Source organism: Nonomuraea typhae (assembly GCF_009760925.1).
GTDB classification, from domain to species: Bacteria; Actinomycetota; Actinomycetes; order Streptosporangiales; family Streptosporangiaceae; genus Nonomuraea; species Nonomuraea typhae.
The window spans coordinates 122,185-142,900 of the sequence record NZ_VRLV01000005.1 but is presented as its reverse complement, the minus strand read 5'-3'; the positions used below and the strand labels follow the sequence as shown (position 1 = coordinate 142,900).

Below are 20,716 nucleotides of genomic sequence, written 5' to 3'. Positions count from 1 at the left end.
AAGGTGTCCCGATGTCTGTCCTGATCGCCGCCGTCGTGCTGGTCGGCGTGCTCCTCCTGTTCGATCTGGTGCTCACCTTCGCGGTGCTGCGCCGCCTCCGGGAACACACCGCCGAGCTGGCGCGGCTGTCCGGTGCGACGCCGCCGCCCTACGACCCCGCCGTCCTGGTCGGGCGCGCCCTGCCCGCCGACGGCACGGAATGGCCCGGCCTGGTGGCCTTCTTCCACGCCGACTGCGACGCCTGCCACGTGCACGCCCCCGCCTTCGCCGCCACGGCCCGCGGCCTGGACGCCATGGCGGTCGTCTGCGGGGACGGGCCCAAGCGCGACCGGCTGGCCGAGGCGTGTGACGGCCTGCCGTACGTCGTCACGGGCGAACGCGCCGCGGCGCTGGAGAAGGCGGTGGGGGTCGAGGCGTTCCCGACCTTCCTGCGGGTGGGCCCGGACGGCACCGTCGTCGCGGCGCACCTGGAGCTCACCGCGCCGGCGCCGGCGGGGTGAACGGGCTGCGCGGCACCGGCGCGGCGGCGGCGCTGTGCTGGCGCGCCGGCCCCGGCCTGGCAGGGATCTACCTGGCCGTCACCATAGTCAGCGGCCTGCTGCCGACGGGAACCGTGTGGTTGACCAAGGTTCTCGTCGATGAGCTGGCCGCCGGCCGTCCGGACCGGATCCTGCCTCCGGCCGGCGGCCTCATCTTCGTCGGACTGGCCGCGGGGGCGCTGCCCCACGTGACCGGCTACCTGCGGGCCGAGTCGGACCGGCGGATGGACCGGCTGCTGCAGGATCGGCTGTACACGGCGGTGAACGGGTTCCAGGGGCTGGCCCGGTTCGAGAACCCGGCCTTTCTCGACAAGCTGCGCATGGCCGCCCAGGCGTCCGGCGGCATGCTGGCGCCGGTCACCTCGGGGCTGTTCGACATCGTGCGCAACGTGATCACGCTGACCGGGCTCCTGGCCGCCCTGGCGCTGCTCAGCCCGGTCATGGCCGGGGTGGTGGCACTGGCCGCGCTGCCCGCGCTGATCGCCCGGATGTCGCTGGAGAAGCGGCGGCTGGCGCTGGTCACCGGGCAGTCGGCGGCGGTGCGGCGGCAGATCTTCTACTCCTCCCTGCTCACGGACGTGCGGGCGGCCAAGGAGGTGCGCCTGTTCGGCCTGGGCCGCTTCCTCAAGGACCGCATGCTCGGGGAGTTGTCCGGTGTGCACGCCGGTCAGCGGCGCCTGGACCGGCGGGAGGCGGTGACCCAGTCGCTGCTGGCCGCGCTGTCGGCCGCGGTGAGCGGCGCGGGCCTGCTCTGGGCCGCGTACGCCGCCCTGGACGGCCGGTTGAGCCTCGGCGGCGTGACCGCCTTCGCCGCAGCCGTGGCCGGGACGCAGCTCGCGCTCACCGAGGTGGTCGAGAACGTGGCCAACGCCCGCCGGGCCCTGTCGGTGTTCGCCTTCCATCGGGAGGTGACCGCGCTCCCCGGCGACCTGCCCGCTTCCTCGGCGGCGCCGCCCGCGCTGCGGCGCGGCATCGAGCTGCGCGACGTGTGGTTCCGCTACGACGACAGCCTCCCCTGGGTGCTGCGCGGGCTCACCCTGACGATCCCGTACGGCGCGGCCGTCGCCCTCGTCGGCCTCAACGGAGCCGGGAAGAGCACGCTGGTCAAGCTGCTGTGCCGCTTCTACGACCCGACCCGTGGCGCGATCCTGTGGGACGGCGTGGACCTGCGCGCCATCGACCCCGCCGCCCTGCGCGCCAGGATGGGCGTGCTGTTCCAGGACCACATGAGCTACGACCTGACCGCCGCCGAGAACGTCGCGGTCGGCGACCTGTCCGCGCTGGACGACCGGGCCCGTGTCCGTGCCGCAACCCGTCTGGCCGGCGCCGACGCCTTCGTCGAGGCCCTGCCCCACGGCTACGACACGCTGCTGAGCCGGATCTTCCTCGACGAGGACGAGCCGGGCGTCACCCTGTCCGGCGGCCAGTGGCAGCGCCTGGCGCTGGCCCGCGCGCTGGTCAGGGAGCGGCGTGACCTGCTGATCCTGGACGAGCCGAGCTCCGGCCTGGACCCGCGGGCGGAGGACGAGATCCATCGCCGCCTGGTCGAGCACCGGTCCGGGGCCACCAGCGTGCTGGTCTCCCACCGCCTCGGCTCGGTGCGCGCGGCCGACGTGATCGTGGTCCTGGACGGCGGCCGGATCGCCGAGCGGGGCACGCACGACGAGCTCATGGCCGCCGGGGGCGAGTACGCGCGGCTATTCGAGGTCCAGGCCAGGGGGTATCGGGAGTTCCCCGGAGCCGATCAGGTGCGTGAGGAGGCCGTCCAGTAGGGCGGAGGCGGGCGGGCAGGTCAGGCCGGCCTCGGCCAGTCGTCGTTCGGTGCGGGAGCAGTCGAAGTCGGGGCCCTTGGCCTGGCCGTACTCGGTGAAGGAGCGGGGGTAGGCGGCGACGGGGAGGGCTTCGCCCGCCGCCAGCCGTCTGCGTACCTCGGCCCGCCAGTCCGCGCCCGGGATGAGCCGGAGCGGGAAGCCGCGCTCCTGAAGGCCGGCGACGATGTGGCCCGAGGTGAGCGTGCGCGGGTTGTAGTAGTGGAAGTCGCCGGTGGCGCCGGTGCGGGCCAGGTGGGTGATCGCCGCGGCCACGTGGTTCACGGGCGTCATGTCCAGCCGCTCGCCGTCGGGGACGGCGCCCAGCGTGATGCAGGTGGCGAAGAACCGGCCGAGGAAGTCGCCGGGCGGGCAGGCGCCGGTGGCGGTGTCGCCGCTGATCCTGGCGGGCCGGTGGATGCTCACCGGCAGCCCGGCGGCGCGGGCGGCCGAGGCGAGCCGGTCGGCGGCCCACTTGCTCTGGTCGTATCCGGGGTGGAGCCGGTCGGGGTCGGGCAGCGGGTCGTCCTCGCGCACGACGCGCTCCCCCGGCGCCAGGTGCACGCCGAGCGTCGAGACCAGGTGCACGGGGGTCGCGCTCCGGGCGGCCAGGCGGATGATCTCCAGCGTGCCGCCGACGTTGGCCGGTCGCAGCCCCGCGTACGGCTTGGCGAAGTCCACCAGGCCGCCGCTGTGCACGATGACGTCGACGGCCAGGTGGCCGAGCCGGTCCGCGAGCCCTTCCGCCGCCAGGTCGCCCTGCTCGGGCACGATCCGGCCGGCCAGCTCGGGCCGCCAGAGGCCGTAGCGCTCCAGGTTGGCCTGAAGCCGGGCTTTGGGGTCGGACCCCCTGACCAGGCAGTGCACGCTGACTCCCGGCTCCGAGGCCAGCGCGGCCAGCAGGTAGGCGCCCAGGAACCCGGTGCCGCCGGTCAGCAGCACCCGCCGGGGCGGCGAGGCGGGGGCCGGCGCACCCGGGAACACCAGGTCGCCCGGCAGCACCGCGTCCGCCCGCACGTCGGGCCCGCTCACGGCGTGCCCGTCCAGCCGGGCGGCCAGCTCGGCCAGGTCGGCGGCGGCGAAGAAGACGTCGAGTCCGACCGCCAGCCCGGTCCTGGCGGCGATCCGGCCGACGGTCTTGGGCGTGAGCAGTGAGTGGCCGCCCAGGTCGAAGAAGTTGTCCCGGCGCCCGGCGGCCACGCCGAGCGTCTCCTCCCACACCGCGGCGATGGCCCGCTCGGTGGGCGTGCGCGGGCTCTCGTACGGCACCGCCTCGACCTCGGGCAGGGGCAGCGCCCGATAGTCGATCTTCCCGTGCGGCGTCATGGGCACCGCGTCGAGCATGACGAGGTCGTGCGGCACCATGCCGGCCGGGAGCTTGCCCGCCAGGAAGGTCCGCAGCTCGGCCCGGGTGAGCCCGTCACCGGTGAGGTAGGCGACCAGCCGCCCGCCCACCGCGGTGACCACGGCCTCCCGCACGCCTTCGCAGGCCAGGCAGGCCGCCTCGACCTCACCCGGCTCGACCCGCACCCCGTTGATCTTGAGTTGCCGGTCGTCGCGGCCCAGGAACTCCAGGTTGCCGTCGGCGCGGCGGACGGCCCGGTCCCCGGTGCGGTAGACCCTTTCGCCGCGGATGGTGACGAACCGCTCCGCGGTCAGCTCGGGCCGTCCCAGGTACCCCTCGGCCAGGCACGGCCCGCCCAGACACAGCTCACCGGGCACCCCGATGGGCGCCAGGCCGCCGTGCCGGTCCAGGACGTGGGCCCGCACGTGCGGCAGCGGCGTGCCGATCGGCAGATGGGTCCGCGGGCAGAGCTCCGAGCCGTCGACGGTCCGGTAGACGGTCGCGCAGACGGTGGCCTCGGTGGGCCCGTAGTGGTTGAAGAACGACAGGCGCCCGCCGGTGAGCCGGGCCCAGGTGCGCAGCCGGTCCACGGGCACGCTCTCGCCGCCGACCATCACCGTGGTCAGCGGGCCGGGATCGACCGTGTCCAGCCCGGCGAGGTCGTCCACCCACTGCCGCCACAGGGCGGTGGGCGCGTCCACCATCGTGATGCCGTGCCGGGCGCACAGGTCCAGCAGCTCGGGGCCGCTCAGCGCGAAGGGCGAGGGGTGCAGCACGAGGGCGGCGCCGCTGAGCAACGCCGGGTAGAGGTCGCCGGCCGAGGCGTCGAAGCTGAGCGGCGGCACCATGAGCACCCGCTGACCGGGGCCGAATCCGTGCAGGTCGATGAAGGCCCGCGCGAGCCGTACGACTGTGTCGTGCGCCACGACGACGCCCTTCGGCGCGCCCGTGGAGCCTGAGGTGTAGATCACATAGGCGGCGCCGCAGGACGGCTCGCCTTCCGGCGCGGGCAGGTCGCGCACCGTCGAGCCGATCTCCACGCGGGCGCCGCAGTCGGCCGTCAGCGCGGCCAGCCGTTCGGCCGGTTGATCGGGGTCGAGGGGCACGTAGGTTGCGCCCGCCTCGAGGACGCCGAGCAGCGCGACGATCGCCTCGGGGCTCGCCTTCAGGCACACGGCCACCCGCGCGCCGGGCCGTACGCCCCGGGCGCGCAGCTCGCCCGCCAGCTCGCGGGCCCGTACGCCCAGCTCCGCGTAGGTGAGGACGCCGTCGGGCGTGATCACCGCGGGCGCGTGCGGCGTACGGCGGGCCTGCTCGGCGATCAGCTCCTCCAGCCGCGGCGTCGGCCCGGCCGCGGGAGCGCCGGAGCCCAGCAGCATCGCGCGCTCCTCCGGGGACAGCATCTCCAGCTCGCTCAGCCGGGCCTCCGGCCGGGCGGCCATCTCCCTCAGCAGCCGCTCCAGGTGCGCGGCCAGCCGTTCGACGGTCTCGGCGGCGAAGCACTCCGTGCTGTAGGTGATCACCAGCTTGAGCCCCGCGGGGCCCACGACCACGTCCACGGCCAGGTCGAACGTGGCTCGTTCCGGTCCCGCCCCGACCATCTCGCCGGTCAGCTCGCCCAGCCGGAGCGGCTGTTCGCCGACGAGCCCGAGCATGAGCATGGTCTGGAAGACGGGCGTCCGTGCGGGGTCGCGGCCCACGCCGAGGTCGCCGACCACCTGCTCGAAGGGGACCGCGGCGTTGGAGAACGCGCGCAGCAGCCGCTTGCGCACCCGCTTCAGCAGCTCGCCGACGGTGGGGTCGCCGTCCAGCGCGGCGCGGACGGCCAGGGTGTTGATGAACAGCCCGAAGACGTCCTCGAACTCCTCCTGGTCCCGCCCGGCGACCGGCGTGCCGACGCAGAAGTCCTCCTGGCCGGTGTAGCGCATGAGCAGGGTCTGGTAGGCGGCCATCACCACCATGAACGGCGTGCAGCGCCGGGCCCTGGCCAGCTCGGTGACGGCGTCCCAGACCTCGATCGGCACGGTGTGGACGTGCTTCGCCCCCTGGGTGCCCCGCACGGCCGGTCGCGGCCGGTCGGCGGGCAGTTCCAGCGCGGGCACGCCCTCCAGCTCGGCCCGCCAGAACGCGCGCTGCTCCTCGTGCTCCTGCTCGCGCCGCGTCGCGGCATAGTCCCGGTACGGCGGAGCCGCGGGCACCGGCGGCGCCTCGTGCCCCGCGGCGAAGGCGGTGTAAAGCTCGTCAAGTTGCGGGAACATGACGCGTTCCACCGACCAGGCGTCCCCGATCAGGTGGTGCATGGTCATGACCAGGACGTGGTCGGCGGGCGCCACGCGCAGCAGGGCCGCCCGGAAGAGCGGGCCCCTGGCCACGTCGAAGGGCTCGTCGGCCCGGGCGGCGACCGCCGCGCCGAGTTCGGCCTCGGTGATGTCGGCGAGGTCCAGGTGGACCGGGGCGGCCGGCCGTACCTCGGCCACGGGGGTCTCGCCCACCTCGGGAAAGGCGGTGCGCAGCGACTCGTGCCGGGCGGCCAGTTCGGTGAGGGCGCGGGAGAGGGCGGCGGGGTCCAGCGTGCCGCGTAATCGGGCGGCGGCCAGCATGGTGTAGCTGGAGTCGCCGCCGGCCAGGCGGTCCAGGAACCACATCCGCTCTTGCGCGGGTGACAGGGTGGCGAACATCGTGGCCGTACTCCCTTGGCGGGTGCGTGCGTTCTGACCCCGGACCTGACAAATTTTCTTATAGGAAAGTTTCCTATTTGTTTGTTAGCGTGATGCTACACAGCTCCAGTGGACGCGGACAATGGACGGGCTCCGTTGAATCTGATCGTGCACTTCGATGGCCTGCCGGACCGGCAGGGTGCGCTGACCATGGGCCAAGCCAACATGGCGCGCTGCGTGCGCCGGGATCCTCCCGAGCACATGAACTTCCTGATGATCAAACGCGTGCCGCGGCGGATCGGCCTCGACCGGATCGCCGACGCCACACTCGCGCTGCTCTCCCGGCACGAGGGCCTGCGCACGACCTTCACCGGTGACCTCCAGCACGTGCACGGCAAGGGCGCGCTGGAGATCGTGGTCGTGCCCGGCTCCGGCGGGCCGCCGATGCGGGCCGCCGAGGAGGCGGGCGCCCGGCTCCGCGCCCCGCGCTTCGACCTCGAAGGCGAGTTCCCGCTGCGGATGGCGGTGATCCTCGCCGGGGACGAGCCGCGGCTGGCGGTCTTCGTGCTCCCGCACACCGTCGTGGACGCGATCAGCCTCGCCCACCTGCTGCGCGAGTGGGAGACGCTGCTGCACGGCCGGCCGCTGCCCGGTCCCGAGCCGACCCAGCCCATCGAACTGGCGGCCGGCGAACGCACCCCGGCCGCCGTCCGGCGCGCCGAGGCGGCCCTGGAACACTGGCGCAGCGGGCTGGCCAGATCGCCGCAGACGATGTTCCCCGTCGCCTTCGACACCGAGCACGCCATGGTCCCGCGCCTGCGCGTCCGCTCGGCCGCCGTGATGCCCGGCCTGGAACGTGCCGCCGCCAGGACCGGGGCCAGCCCCTCGATGATCGTGATGGCCGCGCTCGGCACCCTCGCCGGCCACCGTACGGCCCAGCCGACCTGCCTGCTGGCCTCCCTGTCGAGCAACCGCAGCCATCCCAGGCTGCGCACGCACATCGGCCCGCTCGCCCAGGACGCCCTGATCGTGACCGATCTGGCCGCCGCCACCTTCGACGAGCTCATCGCCCGCTTCCGGGTGGCCGCGCTCGCCGGGTACCAGCGCAGCCGGTTCGACTCGGAGGCGCTGTGGGAGGCGATCCACGCCATGGACGCCGAACGCGGCACCCGGTACGCCAGGGACTGCGTCTTCAACGACATGAGCGCCCAGGTGCCGCCCGACGACGACGAGGATCCGGCCGGCGACCCCGAGCTGACCTGGCTGCCCGAGGCCGCGCTGCCCGCCAACCTCTCGCTCTGGATCAACCGGCTCGACACCGTGCTCGACCTGACCCTGTGGGTCAACCCCGCGGCGCTGCCCAGGCACGAGGCCGAGGTGTTCGGCGCGGGGCTGGTCAGGCTGCTGACGGCGGCCGGGGAGCGGGTGGTGGACGTCGCCGAGATCGAGGCGGTCACCGGGGTGACGGCCATGCCGTACGGGCCGGACTGGGTGCGCTCCGGCCAGTCGTGGGTGCGGCCGGAGGCGGTGCGGCGCCTGGTCGAGGCCGCGGTGCCCGGCAGCCGGGCGAGCGTCACGCTCGACCGGGACGGCGCGTTCACCTGCCACCTCAGCACCGGCGCCGGCCTCACCCAAGGCCAGGTGCACCGGGCCTGTCTCGACCTGCTGGCCCACCACCCGGACGCGGTCGCGCCACGCCGCTACGTCGTCGGGCCCCAGGCGTGACGGGTGGCCGTGGCCGCCTTGCGGCCGAGCTTGCCCGCCTTCACCTGCACGGCGAGGCTGTCGAGGATGACCCGCGCGCTGAGCAGGGCGGTCTGCTCGGCCCAGTCGTAGGGCGGTGAGCACTCCACCACCTCGATTCCGGCCAGGCCGGGCTCGGAGACCAGGCGGACCAGGTTCAGCGCCTCGCGGGGCAGCAGTCCGCCCGGCTCCGGCCAGCCGGTGCCGGGGACGAACCCGGCGTCGATGACGTCGATGTCGAAGGACAGGTAGACCGCCTCGGCGTTCTGCCAGGCGATCTCCAGGGCGGTCTCGGCGACCCGCTCCACGCCGACGCGCTCGACGTCGCCCACGGTGATCACGGTCGTGCCGCGTTCCCGGCCCACCTGGACCCCGGGCCGGGGCGCCTGCCAGCCGCCGATGCCGACCTGGACGAGGTTGGTGGCCGGGGCGTTCTTGATGTTGGTGGCGTGGAACCAGGGCGTGGTGTGCATCCGCTCGTCGAGATCGGTCTCCTGGGTGTCGACGTGCCGGTCGAAGTGGATGATGCCCACGTTCCCCTCCCGGTGCGGGGCCAGGCCGCGGATCGTGGGGAAGCCGATGGAGTGGTCGCCGCCCAGCACCACCGGCAGCACGCCCTGCCGCACGACGTGGCTCATCGCCTGGCTGATCTGGTCGAACGACTTCTCCAGGTTGCCGGGGATGGTGAACACGTCCCCGATGTCCACCATGTTGAGCTGCTCGCGCAGGTCGACGCCGAGCTCGTAGCTGTAGGTGCCGAACAGGTTCGTGGAGCGCCTGATGCCCTGCGGGCCGAAGCGGGTCCCGGGCCGGTAGGTCGCCCCGGAGTCCAGGGGAACGCCGAAGATGGCCACCTCGGCGTCCCCGACCTCATGCACATCCTCTAAGTACGGACATTTCAGGAAAGTGCCGCGCTCGCCGGCGAAGTGGGGAAGCTCCCCTCGGGCGAACGTGGAGATCGTCCGGTCCTTGATCGTCGGCGCCCCGGGCAGCCCATGGGCCAGCGCCCGCTCGATCTCCTCGTCCCGCCGTGCCGTCGGAAGCTCCGCCTCGGCCCACTGGGCCCATGCGCCTTCTTGATTTACGTTGGTCATGCCTTCGGAGTCTTCGCGCCCAACGATCGGCTGTCCAGCAATGATCATCACAGGTGTCGCGCTCGCCATCCTCGCCATGATCGTCGTCGGCCTGGTGGTCTCCCGCCGGATCGCCGGTGACAGCAGGAACTTCCTCGTGGCCGGCCGTACGCTGGCCCTGCCCATCGTCGCGGCCACGCTCATGGGCCAGGCCGTCGACACCAACGCCACCCTCGGCGCCACCGACCAGGCCGCCGCCCTCGGCTTCTGGGCCGGCGCCACCCTCCCCCTCGGCCTCGCCCTGTGCCTGCTGCTGACCGGCTTCTTCTTCGCCCGGCCCATGAACCGCATGGGCCTGACCACCCTGCCCGACTTCTTCCGCCTGCGGTACGGCAGAGCCGTCGAGGTCGCCGCTTCCCTCCTGATGATCGCCGCCTTCGCCATCCTGGTCGCCGGGAACCTGGTGGCGGGCGGCTTCCTGTTCGAGCGCTTCCTCGGCACGCCGTACGGCGTGGGCATCCTCGTCATCGTCGCCGCGGTGCTGACCTACACGCTGGCCGGCGGCATCCTCAGCGACGCCTACAGCTCAATCGTGCAGATGCTGGTCACCGCGTCCGCGTCCATCGCCCTGCTGATCTGGGTCGCCGCCACCTCCGGCCTCGGCCTGGACAAGCCCGGCACGGGACCGTTCGACCTCGGCCAGTTATCCGACCCGGCGCAGGGCGCGGTCGTCAACTGGGCCACGCTGGTCGCCCTCGGCGTCGGCGACATCGTGGCCATCGACTTCATGCAGCGCATCTTCGCCGCCCGCTCCCCCGACGTCGCCCGGCGCGCCTGCTTCCTCGCCGCCGCCGGCACCGCCGTGGTCGGGGTGCCGTTCGCCCTGGTCGCCGTGGCCACCGGCAGCGGCCTGCTGGAACTGCTCGACGAGGCGGCCCCGGCCGGGCTGAGCGTGCTCGTGCTGGCCGGGATCGTCAGCGCCTCGCTGTCCACGGCCGACGGCGCGATCCTGGGCACCGCGGCGGTAGCCGTACGCAACGTGGGCGGGACCCGCCGCGTGCACGAGCCGGGGCGGACCGACCCGCTCCTGCGCGCCACGCGCTGGGCCATGCTGCCGGTGGTCGGCGGCGCGGTGCTGCTGGCGCTCCGGGTGCCGCAGACCGGCGTCCTGCTCACGCTGGCCTTCGACCTCATGCTCGCCTGCCTGGCCGTGCCGTTCGTCCTCGGGATGTTCTGGCGGCGCGGCTCCTCCGGCGCCGCGCTCGCCGCCCTGTCGGTCGGGCTGGTGGTGCGCCTGACGTTGTTCGCCCTGACGCCCACCATGTACGCGGTCGACAACACGCTGCTGTACATCCCCAACACGCTGATCGGGGCGAGCTTCGACGGCTGGCCGACCTTCATCGCCGCGGCCGCCTCCCTGCTCGCCTACGCGGTCGTCGCGCTCGTCGGCGCCCCGGCCGGAGTCCGGGGCGCCGACCTGCGCGGTGAGGAGGCACGGGTCTAGGCGGGCACGCCCATGACCTCGCGCAGCACGCGCATGACGTTGTCGCCGAGCACCTTGTTGATGTCCTGCACGCTGAAGCCCCGGCGCACCATGACCTCGGTGATCTTGGGCAGGTCGGCGGGCCGCTCGATCTCGGCCGGGGCGAACGTCCCCGCGAAGCCCGGCACCCGCTGCCAGCCGCCGAACGCCTGCATGAAGTAGTCCTCGATGAAGTCCGGGCCCAGGCCGACGTGGTCGATGCCGGCCACCCCCGCCATGTGCTCGATGTGGTCCACGACCCGCTCGGCGCTGGGGTCGGCCGGGTCGATGAACATGGGGATGGCCGCCGCCACGCTGATCACGCCGCCCCTCTCGGCGATGGCCTTGAGCTGGGCGTCGGCCAGGTTCCGGTGGATCTCCGTGAGGGACAGACACGCCGAGTGCGTGGCCAGGAAGGGCCGGGAGATCACGTTCAGCACCGCGTCCACGCCCGCCCGGCCCAGGTGGCTGATGTCGAAGACGACGCCCAGCCGCTCCATCTCCTGCAGCACCTCCACGCCCTGCGGGGTCAGCGCGCTGTTCGAGCTGTCGTCGAAGCCGCTGCCGTCGGCGAGGAAGGTACGCCCGTAGTGGGCCAGCGAGACGACCCGGACTCCGGTCCGCTCCATGGTCCTGATGAGCATCGGATCCTGGCCGATGGCGTGGGCGCCCTCCAGGGCGATGATGAGGGCGATCTTGCCGGCGGCCACCGCGGCGTCCACGTCGGCCCCGGTCAGGCAGATGGCCACCTCCTCGGCGTGCTCGTCGGCCAGTTCGTGCATGCGCTCGATCAGCAGCAGCGTACGGCGCAGCGCGCCCTCCGACTGGAACTGCTCCTCCAGGCAGATCGGCAGCACTTGCACGTCCACGCCCCCGGCGCGGAGCTGGGGCAGCCAGTACTCGGCGAAGTGCCGCCGGTCTCCCCGGCGGTCGTGATGATCCACGAGCAGGATCAGATCGTTGTGGGTGTCGACGACAGTGGCTTCTTTGTGCAGGGTCAGCGCGTCCATGTCGGCCAGGTTAAAGAGACACCTTCTCCAAGAGTCTCCAGCAGGTGTCGCAGACCTCGGCGCGGAATTCCGACCCACGTCCATCCCTCCTGGTCAGGCCCGCCAACCACAATCGAAGCTGATCGCATGATCGTCTACGGGAGGAGACCTGATGAGTGGGGTACCGGCGCGGCCCGCGACGCCGAATCCGGCGCACGTCTCGGCCACCGGCCGCAAGGGCATGATCTCGACCTCGCACCCGGCGGCCTCCGCCGCCGGGCAGGCCGTGCTGCGCAAGGGGGGCAGCGCGATCGACGCCTACATCGCCGCGGCGGCGGTGCAGACCGTGGTGGAGCCGACCATGACCACGCTGGCCGGCGGCCTGGCGGTGACGGTCTACGACCCGCAGACCCGGCAGAGCGGCCTGGTGGCCGGCATGGTCGGCCTCCCGGCGGGCGAGCCCGGCAACCTGGATGCGAAGGGACACCTGTCCGGCCGCACCGTACCGGTCCCCGGCTGGGTGCGCGGCGCTCACGCGGCCTGGAAGAGGTGGGGCCGCCTGTCCTGGGCCGAGTTGTTCGCCGACGCGATCGTGGCGGCCCGCGAGGGCTTCGTTGCCGACCAGTTGCTGTGGGGCTGGACGTTCGAGTACCGCATGGCCGCCGGCCGCTACCAAGAGGGCCGCGACACCTGGTTCCCCGGCGGCTACCAGTTCCGCGTGGGCGAGGTGCTGCGCCAGCCCGCGCTGGCCGGCACTCTCGAGCAGCTCGCCGAGCAGGGCCCGGACTATTTCTACGAGGGCGACTTCGCCAAGAAGTACGTGGACACGGCCCGGCGCCACGGCGGCCGGATCACGCTCGACGACCTGGCCGCCTCCGCCGCCATCGAGATGCCGGCGCTGCCGTCGCTGCCGACGGCGGGCGGCTACGAGATCCACACGGTCGGCGCGCTGTACGGAGTGCTGCTGAGCCTGTCGTCGCTGATCGAGACGGACGACCTGTACACGCGGATGCGCATCATGCAGGAGGCGTGGGCCTACGGCCTGGACGAGATCCCCGACTTCTTCAGCGACCCGACGGTCTCGATCGAGGAGACCCTCGCCGCCGTCTCACCGGAGGCGGCCGAGAAGCTGGTCCCCCGGGTGCTCCACGGCAAGCCCCGGCCGTTCGACGCGATGAGCATGGGCACCAACGCCATCGTCGTCGTGGACGAGCAGGGCCAGATCGCGCACGGCACGCACTCCTCCAGTTCCCCGGCCTTCGGCATCGGGCTGTTGACCGACGGTGTGATCATGCCGCGGCCGGCCACGCTTTTCGCCGCCGCGCTGATGAAGGTGCCGGTCGGGTGGGGCACCTCGCTGCTGGCGATCCGCGACGGCAAGCCGGCGTGGGTGGCAGGGTCGCCGGCCATCTCCGCGGTGGAGAACGTCTTCCAGAACTCGGTGAACGTCCTGCACCGCGGCATGACCCCGGCGGAGTCGGTCAACCAGCCGATGTTCGGCGCCTCCATCGCCCCCAGCACGCTCCCGATGGTCGAGGCGAGCTTCGGCGACACCGTCCTGGACGACCTGGAACGGCGTGGCATCGGCATCACCCGCGTCTCCCCGTGGGAACTGGAGATGGGCAGCTGCCAGGGCATCGCCATCGGCGAGGACGGAACCCTGCACGGCGTGGCCGACCCGCGCCGCATCGGCCAGGCACTCGGCCACTGATCCGGTCTCCAGCAGGTGTCGCATACCGCGGCGCGGAATTCCGACCCACGTCCATCCCTCCTCATCAGGCCGCCTACCAGAATCGAAGCCAATCGCCTATCTGAGGAGACCTGATGAGTGGAGTACCGGCGCGGCCCGCGAGACCGAATCCGGAGCACGTCTCGGCCACCGGCCGCAAGGGCATGATCTCGACGTCGCATCCAGCGGCCTCCGCCGCCGGGCATGCCGTGCTGCGCAAGGGGGGCAGCGCGGTCGACGCCTACATCGCGGCAGCGGCGGTCCAGGCCGTGGTCGAACCGACCATGACCACGATGGCCGGCGGTCTGCACGTGGTGGCCTACGACCCGCAGACCCGGCAGAGCGGCCTGGCAGTCGGCATGACCACCCTCCCGGCGGCCGAGCCCGGCAACCTGGATGCGAAGGGACACTTGACGGGCCGCACGGTGCCGGTGCCCGGCTGGGTGCGCGGCGCTCATGCCGCGTGGAAGAGGTGGGGCCGCCTGTCCTGGGCGGAGCTGTTCACCGACGCGATCGTGGCGGCCCGCGAGGGCTTCGTTGCCGACCAGTTGCTGTGGGCCTGGACGCTTGAGTACCGCACGGCCGCCGGCCGCTACCCGGAGGGCCGCGAGGTCTGGTACCCGGACGGCCGCATGTTCTGCGTGGGCGACCTCCTGCGCCAGCCCGCGCTGGCCGGCACTCTCGAGCAGCTCGCCGAGCAGGGCCCGGACTATTTCTACGAGGGCGACTTCGCCAAGAAGTACGTGGACACGGCCCGGCGCCACGGCGGCCGGATCACGCTCGACGACCTGGCCGCCGCGTCCGCCATCGAAATCCCGGCGCTGCCGTCGCTGCCGACCGCGGGCGGCTACGAACTGCACGCGATCGGGTCGCTGTACGGGGTGCTGCTCAGCCTGTCGGCGCTGATCGAGACCGACGACCTGTACACGCGGATGCGCATCATGCAGGAGGCGTGGGCCTACGGCCTGGACGAGATCCCCGACTTCTTCACCGACCCGACCGTCCCGATGGAGGAGACCTACAAGGCGGTCTCGCCGGAGGCGGCCGAGAAGCTGGTCCCCCGGGTGCTCCACGGCAAGCCCCGGCCCTTCAACTCGATCAGCGTGGGCACCAACGCCATCGTCGTCGTGGACGAGCGGGGCCAGATCGCGCACGGCACACACTCCTCCACCTCGCCCGCCTTCGGCATCGGGCTGATGACCGACGGTGTGATCATGCCGCGGCCGACCACGCTGTTCCGCGCCGCGCTGATGAAGATGCCGGTCGGCTGGGGCACCTCGCTGCTGGCGATCCGCGACGGCAAGCCGGCCTGGGTGGCGGGCTCGCCGGGCATCTCCGCGCTGGAGAACGTCTTCCAGAACTCGGTGAACGTCCTGCACCGCGGCATGACCCCCGCCGAGTCGCTCGAGCAGCCGATGTTCGGCGCCGCCGTCGCCCCCAGCACGTTCTCGATGGTCGAGACGAGCTTCGGCGACACCGTCCTGGACGACCTGGAACGGCGTCGCGTCGAGTTCACCCGCGTCTCCCCGTGGGAAATGGCGATGGGCAGCTGCCAGGGCATCGCCATCGGCGAGGACGGAACCCTGCACGGCGTGGCCGACCCGCGCCGCAACGGCCAGGCACTCGGCTACTGATCTGATACCAGGGAGAAGACGTCATGGTGCTCTCACGACCGTTCCGGCCGGTCGCCGGCGATGTGGCGGCCACCGGCCGCAAGGGCATGATCTCGACCTCGCACCCGGCGGCGACCCAGGCCGGGCTGGCGGCACTGCGCAGAGGCGGCAGCGCCGTGGACGCCTACCTGGCGGCCGCGGCCGTGCAGACCGTCGTCGAACCGGTGATGACGACGCTCGCGGGCACCATGATGATCGCCGTCTTCGACCCGGTCACGCACCGCAGCCACGCCATCGGCCACCTGGGCTCGATCCCGGAGGCCGAGGACGGCGACCTCGACGCCGCCGCGCGCCTGTCGGGCCGCACGGTGGTGGCACCGGGCTGGGTCCGCGCCGCGCACACGGCGTGGACCCGGTGGGGCCGCCTGCCGTGGGCGGAGCTGTTCGCCGAGGCGCTGGCCGCGGCCCGCCACGGCTTCGTGGTCGACCAGATGCTCTGGGGATGGGCCTTCGAGTACCGCACGGCGGCGGCCCGCTACCCGGAGGGGCGCGAGATCTGGTACCCGGACGGCTACATGTTCGGCGTGGGCGACGTCCTGCGCCAGCCCGCGCTGGCCCGCACCATCGAACAGCTCGCCGAGCAGGGCCCCGACTACTTCTACGAAGGCGACTTCGCCAAGAAGTACGTGGAGACGGCCCAGCGGCACGGCGGTCGGCTGACCCTCGACGACATGGCCGCCAGCCAGGTGATCGAGACGCCGCTGGAGCCGCTGGAGCTGCTGGGCGGCTACGAGCTGCACACCAGCGGCTCGCTGTTCGCCCTGCTGCTCAACCTCTCGGCGCTGGCCGCGACCGACGACCTCTACACCAGGATGCGCATCATCGAGGAGGCATGGCACCACGGCCTGGCCGACGTGGAGAAGGGCTACCGCATCCGCGAACCCGGCGAGATGGCCGACGCCGTCTCACCCGAGACGGCCGCCCGCCTGCTGCCCCAGGTTCTCAACGGCGAGCCGCGGCCCTACGAGGCGATGAACCTCGGCACCAACGCCATTGTCGTCGTCGACGAGGACGGCGTGGTCGCCCACGGCACCCACTCGGCCACCTCGACCCCGTTCGGCGTCGGGCTGACGGTGGACGGGGTGATCGTGCCCCGGCCGATGTTCATGTGCGCCGACCCGGTCGTGCCGGTCCCCGACGGCTGGTCGACGTCGCTGCTGGCCGTACGGAACGGGCAGCCGGTCTTCGCGGCGAGCTCACCGAGCATCTCGGCGCTGCAGAACGTCTACCAGAACACCGACAACGTGCTCTATCGCGGCGTCTCCGCCGCGGACTCGGTCCGGCGGCCGCTGTTCGGCTCGGCGCAGTATCCGAGCCGGATGCCGATGGTCGAGTCGACGTTCGGCGAGGACGTCATCGCCGAGGTGGAACGGCGCGGCCTCGGCGTCACCCGCGTCTCGCCGTGGGAGCCCGAGATGGGCAGCTGCCAGGCCGTCCACTTCGGCGCCGACGGCACCCTGTACGGCGTCGCCGACCCCCGAAGGCTCGGCCGAGCCGCCGGATACTGAGTCTCACCGAAAGGAAGCCCGTGACGACCAGAGACGACGACGCGCCGGGACCCGCCAGCCCGCGGGTCAGGGTCCGGCGCAAGGCCGACCGGGGATCCTACGATCCGGCCCTGGTCCGGGCCATCCTCGACGAGGCGCTGATGTGCCGGATCGCCTTCGTCGACGATGGCCAGCCGTACGTGCTGCCGACCTTGCACACCCGCATCGACGACCTGCTGTACTTCCACGGCTCCCAGCGCAACCGGATGCTGGAGCGCATGCTCGGCAGGCCGATCTGCGTCGAGGCCACCGTCGTCACCTCACTGGTGCTGGGCCGGTCGGTGATGGAGAACTCGATGAACTACCGCTCGGTGGTCGTCCTGGGCACCGCACACGAGATCACCGAGCGGCAGGAGAAGCTGGAGGCGATGCACGCGCTGGTCGAGCGCATCGCGCCCGGCCGCATCCCCGAGCTGCGCCCGCTGACCGACGCCGAGCTGAACAGCACACGGGTGCTGGCGGTGCCCCTGGAGGAATGCTCGGCCAAGGCGCGCACCGGACCGCCCATGGACCGGGCCGGCGACTACGACCTGGACGTGTGGGCCGGCGAGATCCCGCTCAGCGTGATCACGGGCGCCCCCGTCCCCGACCCCCAGTTGAAACCCGGCATCGAACCCCGGGAAGCATTGCTGTCATGGAGGCGTGATGGGATCTGAGGACCGCGTTTACGGCACTTTCGACTTCGGGCTGTCGGCGGAGCAGGAGGAGCGGGCGCGGCGGCTGCACCGCGACAGCATCGTCATCGACCTGCTCTTCCAGGGGCCGTGCTCGCCCGACGTGTGGACGGACGAGCTCATCGCCGAGATCGACGCGATCGGCTCCACCAACCTGTATGTCGTCTACACCTTCCTGATGGACAAGGCCATCTCCGGGAAGTACCCGGAGTACAAGGAGTTGATGGACGCCTCCGGCGTCACCGCCCCCGCCACCGGCTGCGTGCTCAAGGACAAGGAGTCCGTGCTGGCCGCCGCCCATCAGGCCGCCCGCGCGCTGAACGCCTTCCCCTGGATGCGCCGCGCCCGCACCGCGGGCGACATCAGAGCCGCGCACGCCGCCGGAAGCCAGGCGGTCTGGGGGCTGTCGCAGACGAACCTGCTGGCCCCCGGCGACCTCGGCCTCATCGAGGTCGCCCACGACCTCGGCGTGCTCAACACCGTCGACCTCGCCTACAACAGCATGAACTACGTCGGCGCGGGGTGCACCGAGCGCTACGACCCCGGGCTGAGCCACTTCGGACTGCAGTTCGTGAAGCGCTGCAACGACGTCGGCGTGATCGTCGACACCGCGCACTCCGGCCGGCAGACCACCCTGGACGCCTGCGCCACCTCCCGGTACCCGGTCGTCGCCACCCACACCTCGGCCGACGCCGTCTTCGCCCACGACCGGGCCAAGAGCGACGAGGAACTGCGCGCGATCGCCGGCACCGGCGGCGTGATCGGCGTCTACGTGGTGCCGTTCTTCCTGGCCTCGCCCGACGACCCCAACCCGACCATCGAGCTGTTCCTCGACCACGTCGACTACATCAGCGACCTGGTCGGCTGGGAGCACGTGGCGATGGGGACCGACTGGCCCATGCCGCTACCGAACCACGTGATGGAGGCGGTCTTCTCCGGCAGGCTCGACGAGTTCGGCTTCCGGCCCGAGCACGGCATCGACAACATCACCAGGACGCTGGAGGGCTTCCGCGACTACCGCGACCTGGTCAACCTCACCCGCGGCCTGGTCTCGCGCGGGTACAACGACGACCAGGTCCGCGGCATCATCGGGGAGAACTTCCTGCGGGTCTTCGAGACGGTCAACGGCTGACGTCCACGCCGCCCCGCAGCAGGATGGTGAACCCGTCGAGCCGGGCCTCGAATGCCTCGCCGTACGGGCTGAAGTGACGCAAGGTCTCGCCGGCGGCCAGTTCGCCGTCGGCGAGCGCGAGCACCAGCCTCGCGCAGGTGCCGGTCCCGCACGGGCCCCGGTTGACGATCTCCTCGCCCCACACGACCGCGCTGCGCGTGCGGCCGTCCACCACCGGCTCGGTCAGCAGCAGCAGGCCGGCCGCCGCACCCGCCGCGCGGAGCAGCGCGCCGCCCGGACCGGCCAGCTCGTCCGGGCGATCGAGGTCCAGCTCCGCCTCGGCGGCGGGCAGCGCGATGAACGTGTTGCCCGCCACACTCACGATCCGCACCGTGTACGGCCGGCCGCCGACGCCCAGCACATGGGTGCTCGGCGGCTGCGCCGCGGTCGGCATGCGCAGCGTGATCGTGCCGTCGCCCCGGTCCGTGGCGCGGATCAGCCCGCCCAGCGTGTCGAAGACGACCGTGGCCCCGTCACCCGGGCTGCGCACCATCCCGGCGAACATCGACGCCTCACCGCACCCGCCCAGCGGGCCGTCGGCGGCCACGAACAGCAGCCCGTCGTCGGCGTCCGGCCGCGGCGGCCGGGTCACCACGGCCACGATCGCGCCGGGATCGCCGCCCCGGCGGACGAAGAAGTCGGCGCGCACCTCCTCCAGCGCGGGGCCGAGTGCCGCTCGCACCCCTGCCATCGAGTCCGCCCCGTGCGCGAGCGAGGTGAGGTCGGCGCAGGCGACGGGCTGACCGGACGAAGAGCCATGAGCCAGGAAGGTGTGGGTCATGCCGCCCATCGTGCGTTCGACGTGCGCGGCCCGGGATGCGACCGGCGTCGAAGGCTTCTCCCCTGATATCCGCACAGGTGAGGATGAAGCCGTGGGCCGGTCGGCATAGCGTGCGGAGATGACGCCGCGATCGCCCTTGCCTGTCAGCGCGAATTCGGGATATAGGCTCACTGCTGTGACCAGCGAGTTGCAGCGCCTTGTCGACGGTTTGGGCCGTCGGCTGCAACGCAACGTCACCGTGGACGACTGGCGGCTGCGGCAGCTCGCGTTCTCCTCCCACGAGTACGGCGCGGTCGACCGGCTGCGCGAGCAGTCCATCTTCCGCCGTGACGTCCCGGACGGCGCCGCCGAGTGGACCTTCGGCTCCGGGGCGCGCACCGCCGAGGGCCCCTTCCGGCCGCCGGTGAACCCCGCGATCGGCGCCACGATCCAGCGCCTGTGCGTGCCGATCCGCCAGGAGGGCGCCCTGCTGGGGTTCCTGTGGATCCTCGAGGGCGACGAGCCGCTGACGCAGGAGGAGATCGAGAGCGTGCTGGCGACGCTCGACACGATCGCCGTCATGATCCAGCGCGACCAGCTCGCCCAGGAGCTGTACCGCAGCCGGGCCAGGGAGCTCGTGCGCGACCTGGTCGTCGCCGACGACGTCCGGCTGCGGGAGCACGCCGCGGAAGAGCTGATCGACGCCGACCTCTTCGTGCCCGGCGAACCCGTCGTGGCCATGGTCATCGGCGTCCACAGCGACGAGCAGGCGCTCACCGACGTGGAACGCTCGACGCTCGAAGGCTGGCTCGAACGCGTCAGCGGCCGGCTGAGCGACCGGCGCCACATCAGCCTGGTGCGCCGCGACCACGGCCTGCTCCTGCTCTCCGACAAGGACCCGCTGGTCAGCGGCGAGGCCAAACGCCACCTCGCCGAGGAGGTCCTCGACTACCTCGAACGCGACCTGACGGGCATCGAGGCCGCCGCCGGCATCGGCGAGCCGGTGACCGAGCTGTCGTCCTTCTTCCAGTCGTACGGCCAGGCCAGGCGGGCCGCCCGCGTCACCCGGCTGGTGGACGGCTTCGGCCGGGTCGCCTCCTTCGACCGGCTCGGCGTCTACGGGCTGCTGGTCCGCATCCCGCCCGCCGAGCTCACCCCGCAGGCTCTGCCATCCGGCATCAGATGCCTGCTCGAGGCCGGCGCAAAGGGCGAGCAGCTCGCCGACACGCTCGAAGCCTTCCTCGACCACGCCGGCGACGTCCAGACCGCCGCCGACAAGCTGTTCATCCACCGGACCACGCTCTACTACCGCCTGCAGCGCATCGAGGAGTTCACCGGCGCGCGGCTGACCAACGGCGAGGACCGGCTCGCCCTTCACCTCGGCCTGAAGATCGCCCGTCTCATGGGACTGCGCAGCAACCTCTGACCATCTGCCGAATTCCGCGGGCCGATGTTGCGACTGCTGTCGTTAGGACGGCGGCCTCCC

The 20,716-nt window shown here is 72.3% G+C and carries 14 protein-coding genes; 10 read left to right on the top strand and 4 right to left on the bottom strand.

Features of this window, described 5'->3' with window-relative positions:
- Positions 1-11: 11 nt before the first annotated feature.
- Both FVE25_RS20095 and FVE25_RS20090 read left to right on the top strand, forming a co-directional pair.
- The gene (locus FVE25_RS20095) at positions 12-500 is read left to right on the top strand and encodes a TlpA family protein disulfide reductase (RefSeq protein WP_157248547.1); all 489 of its coding nucleotides are present in this window, start codon (positions 12-14) and stop codon (positions 498-500) included.
- Positions 497-2,311, top strand: a complete 1,815-nt coding sequence (locus FVE25_RS20090) for an ABC transporter ATP-binding protein (RefSeq protein ID WP_157248546.1) — start codon at positions 497-499, stop codon at positions 2,309-2,311. The genes FVE25_RS20095 and FVE25_RS20090 overlap by 4 nt, the downstream gene beginning before the upstream one ends.
- Here FVE25_RS20090 and FVE25_RS20085 read toward each other — a convergent pair.
- Positions 2,237-6,370, bottom strand: a complete 4,134-nt coding sequence (locus FVE25_RS20085) for a non-ribosomal peptide synthetase (protein WP_157248545.1) — start codon at positions 6,368-6,370, stop codon at positions 2,237-2,239. The genes FVE25_RS20090 and FVE25_RS20085 overlap by 75 nt on opposite strands.
- A gap of 147 nt (positions 6,371-6,517) precedes the next feature.
- Here FVE25_RS20085 and FVE25_RS20080 point away from each other — a divergent pair, with 147 nt between their 5' ends.
- Entirely contained in the window at positions 6,518-8,074 is a 1,557-nt protein-coding gene (locus FVE25_RS20080; RefSeq protein ID WP_157248544.1) for a condensation domain-containing protein, read from the top strand.
- Here the strand turns inward: FVE25_RS20080 and FVE25_RS20075 are convergent.
- Positions 8,050-9,186 (bottom strand): agmatinase family protein, encoded by a 1,137-nt coding sequence (locus tag FVE25_RS20075; protein ID WP_157248543.1) that lies wholly within the window; start codon positions 9,184-9,186, stop codon positions 8,050-8,052. The two genes, FVE25_RS20080 and FVE25_RS20075, sit on opposite strands and share 25 nt — an antisense overlap.
- 40 nt (positions 9,187-9,226) lie before the next feature.
- Here FVE25_RS20075 and FVE25_RS20070 point away from each other — a divergent pair, with 40 nt between their 5' ends.
- Positions 9,227-10,669: a high affinity choline transporter 1 gene (locus tag FVE25_RS20070; protein WP_157248542.1), complete on the top strand. Its 1,443-nt coding sequence runs from the start codon at positions 9,227-9,229 to the stop codon at positions 10,667-10,669.
- On the opposite strand, the gene FVE25_RS20065 is transcribed toward FVE25_RS20070, so the two are convergent.
- Positions 10,666-11,697 (bottom strand): dipeptidase, encoded by a 1,032-nt coding sequence (locus FVE25_RS20065; protein WP_157248541.1) that lies wholly within the window; start codon positions 11,695-11,697, stop codon positions 10,666-10,668. The two genes, FVE25_RS20070 and FVE25_RS20065, sit on opposite strands and share 4 nt — an antisense overlap.
- Before the next feature lie 151 nt (positions 11,698-11,848).
- On the opposite strand from FVE25_RS20065, the gene FVE25_RS20060 reads away from it, so the two are divergent.
- From FVE25_RS20060 to FVE25_RS20040, 5 genes are all read left to right on the top strand, one after another.
- Positions 11,849-13,387, top strand: a complete 1,539-nt coding sequence (locus tag FVE25_RS20060) for a gamma-glutamyltransferase (protein ID WP_157248540.1) — start codon at positions 11,849-11,851, stop codon at positions 13,385-13,387.
- A 113-nt stretch (positions 13,388-13,500) separates the two neighbouring features.
- On the top strand, positions 13,501-15,039 hold the full coding sequence (locus FVE25_RS20055; protein WP_157248539.1) for a gamma-glutamyltransferase: 1,539 nt from the start codon (positions 13,501-13,503) through the stop codon (positions 15,037-15,039).
- Positions 15,040-15,062: 23 nt separating this feature from the next.
- The gene (locus tag FVE25_RS20050) at positions 15,063-16,586 is read left to right on the top strand and encodes a gamma-glutamyltransferase (RefSeq protein WP_157248538.1); all 1,524 of its coding nucleotides are present in this window, start codon (positions 15,063-15,065) and stop codon (positions 16,584-16,586) included.
- Between the two features lie 20 nt (positions 16,587-16,606).
- Entirely contained in the window at positions 16,607-17,281 is a 675-nt protein-coding gene (locus tag FVE25_RS20045; protein WP_157248537.1) for a pyridoxamine 5'-phosphate oxidase family protein, read from the top strand.
- Positions 17,271-18,431 carry a dipeptidase gene (locus tag FVE25_RS20040; RefSeq protein ID WP_157248536.1) on the top strand — a complete coding sequence of 387 codons (1,161 nt, stop codon included), beginning with the start codon at positions 17,271-17,273 and terminating at the stop codon, positions 18,429-18,431. The genes FVE25_RS20045 and FVE25_RS20040 overlap by 11 nt, the downstream gene beginning before the upstream one ends.
- Here FVE25_RS20040 and FVE25_RS20035 read toward each other — a convergent pair.
- Entirely contained in the window at positions 18,421-19,251 is an 831-nt protein-coding gene (locus FVE25_RS20035; RefSeq protein WP_157248535.1) for a proline racemase family protein, read from the bottom strand. The two genes, FVE25_RS20040 and FVE25_RS20035, sit on opposite strands and share 11 nt — an antisense overlap.
- Positions 19,252-19,426: 175 nt before the next feature.
- Here FVE25_RS20035 and FVE25_RS20030 point away from each other — a divergent pair, with 175 nt between their 5' ends.
- Entirely contained in the window at positions 19,427-20,656 is a 1,230-nt protein-coding gene (locus FVE25_RS20030; protein WP_157248534.1) for a PucR family transcriptional regulator, read from the top strand.
- Positions 20,657-20,716: the final 60 nt, after the last annotated feature.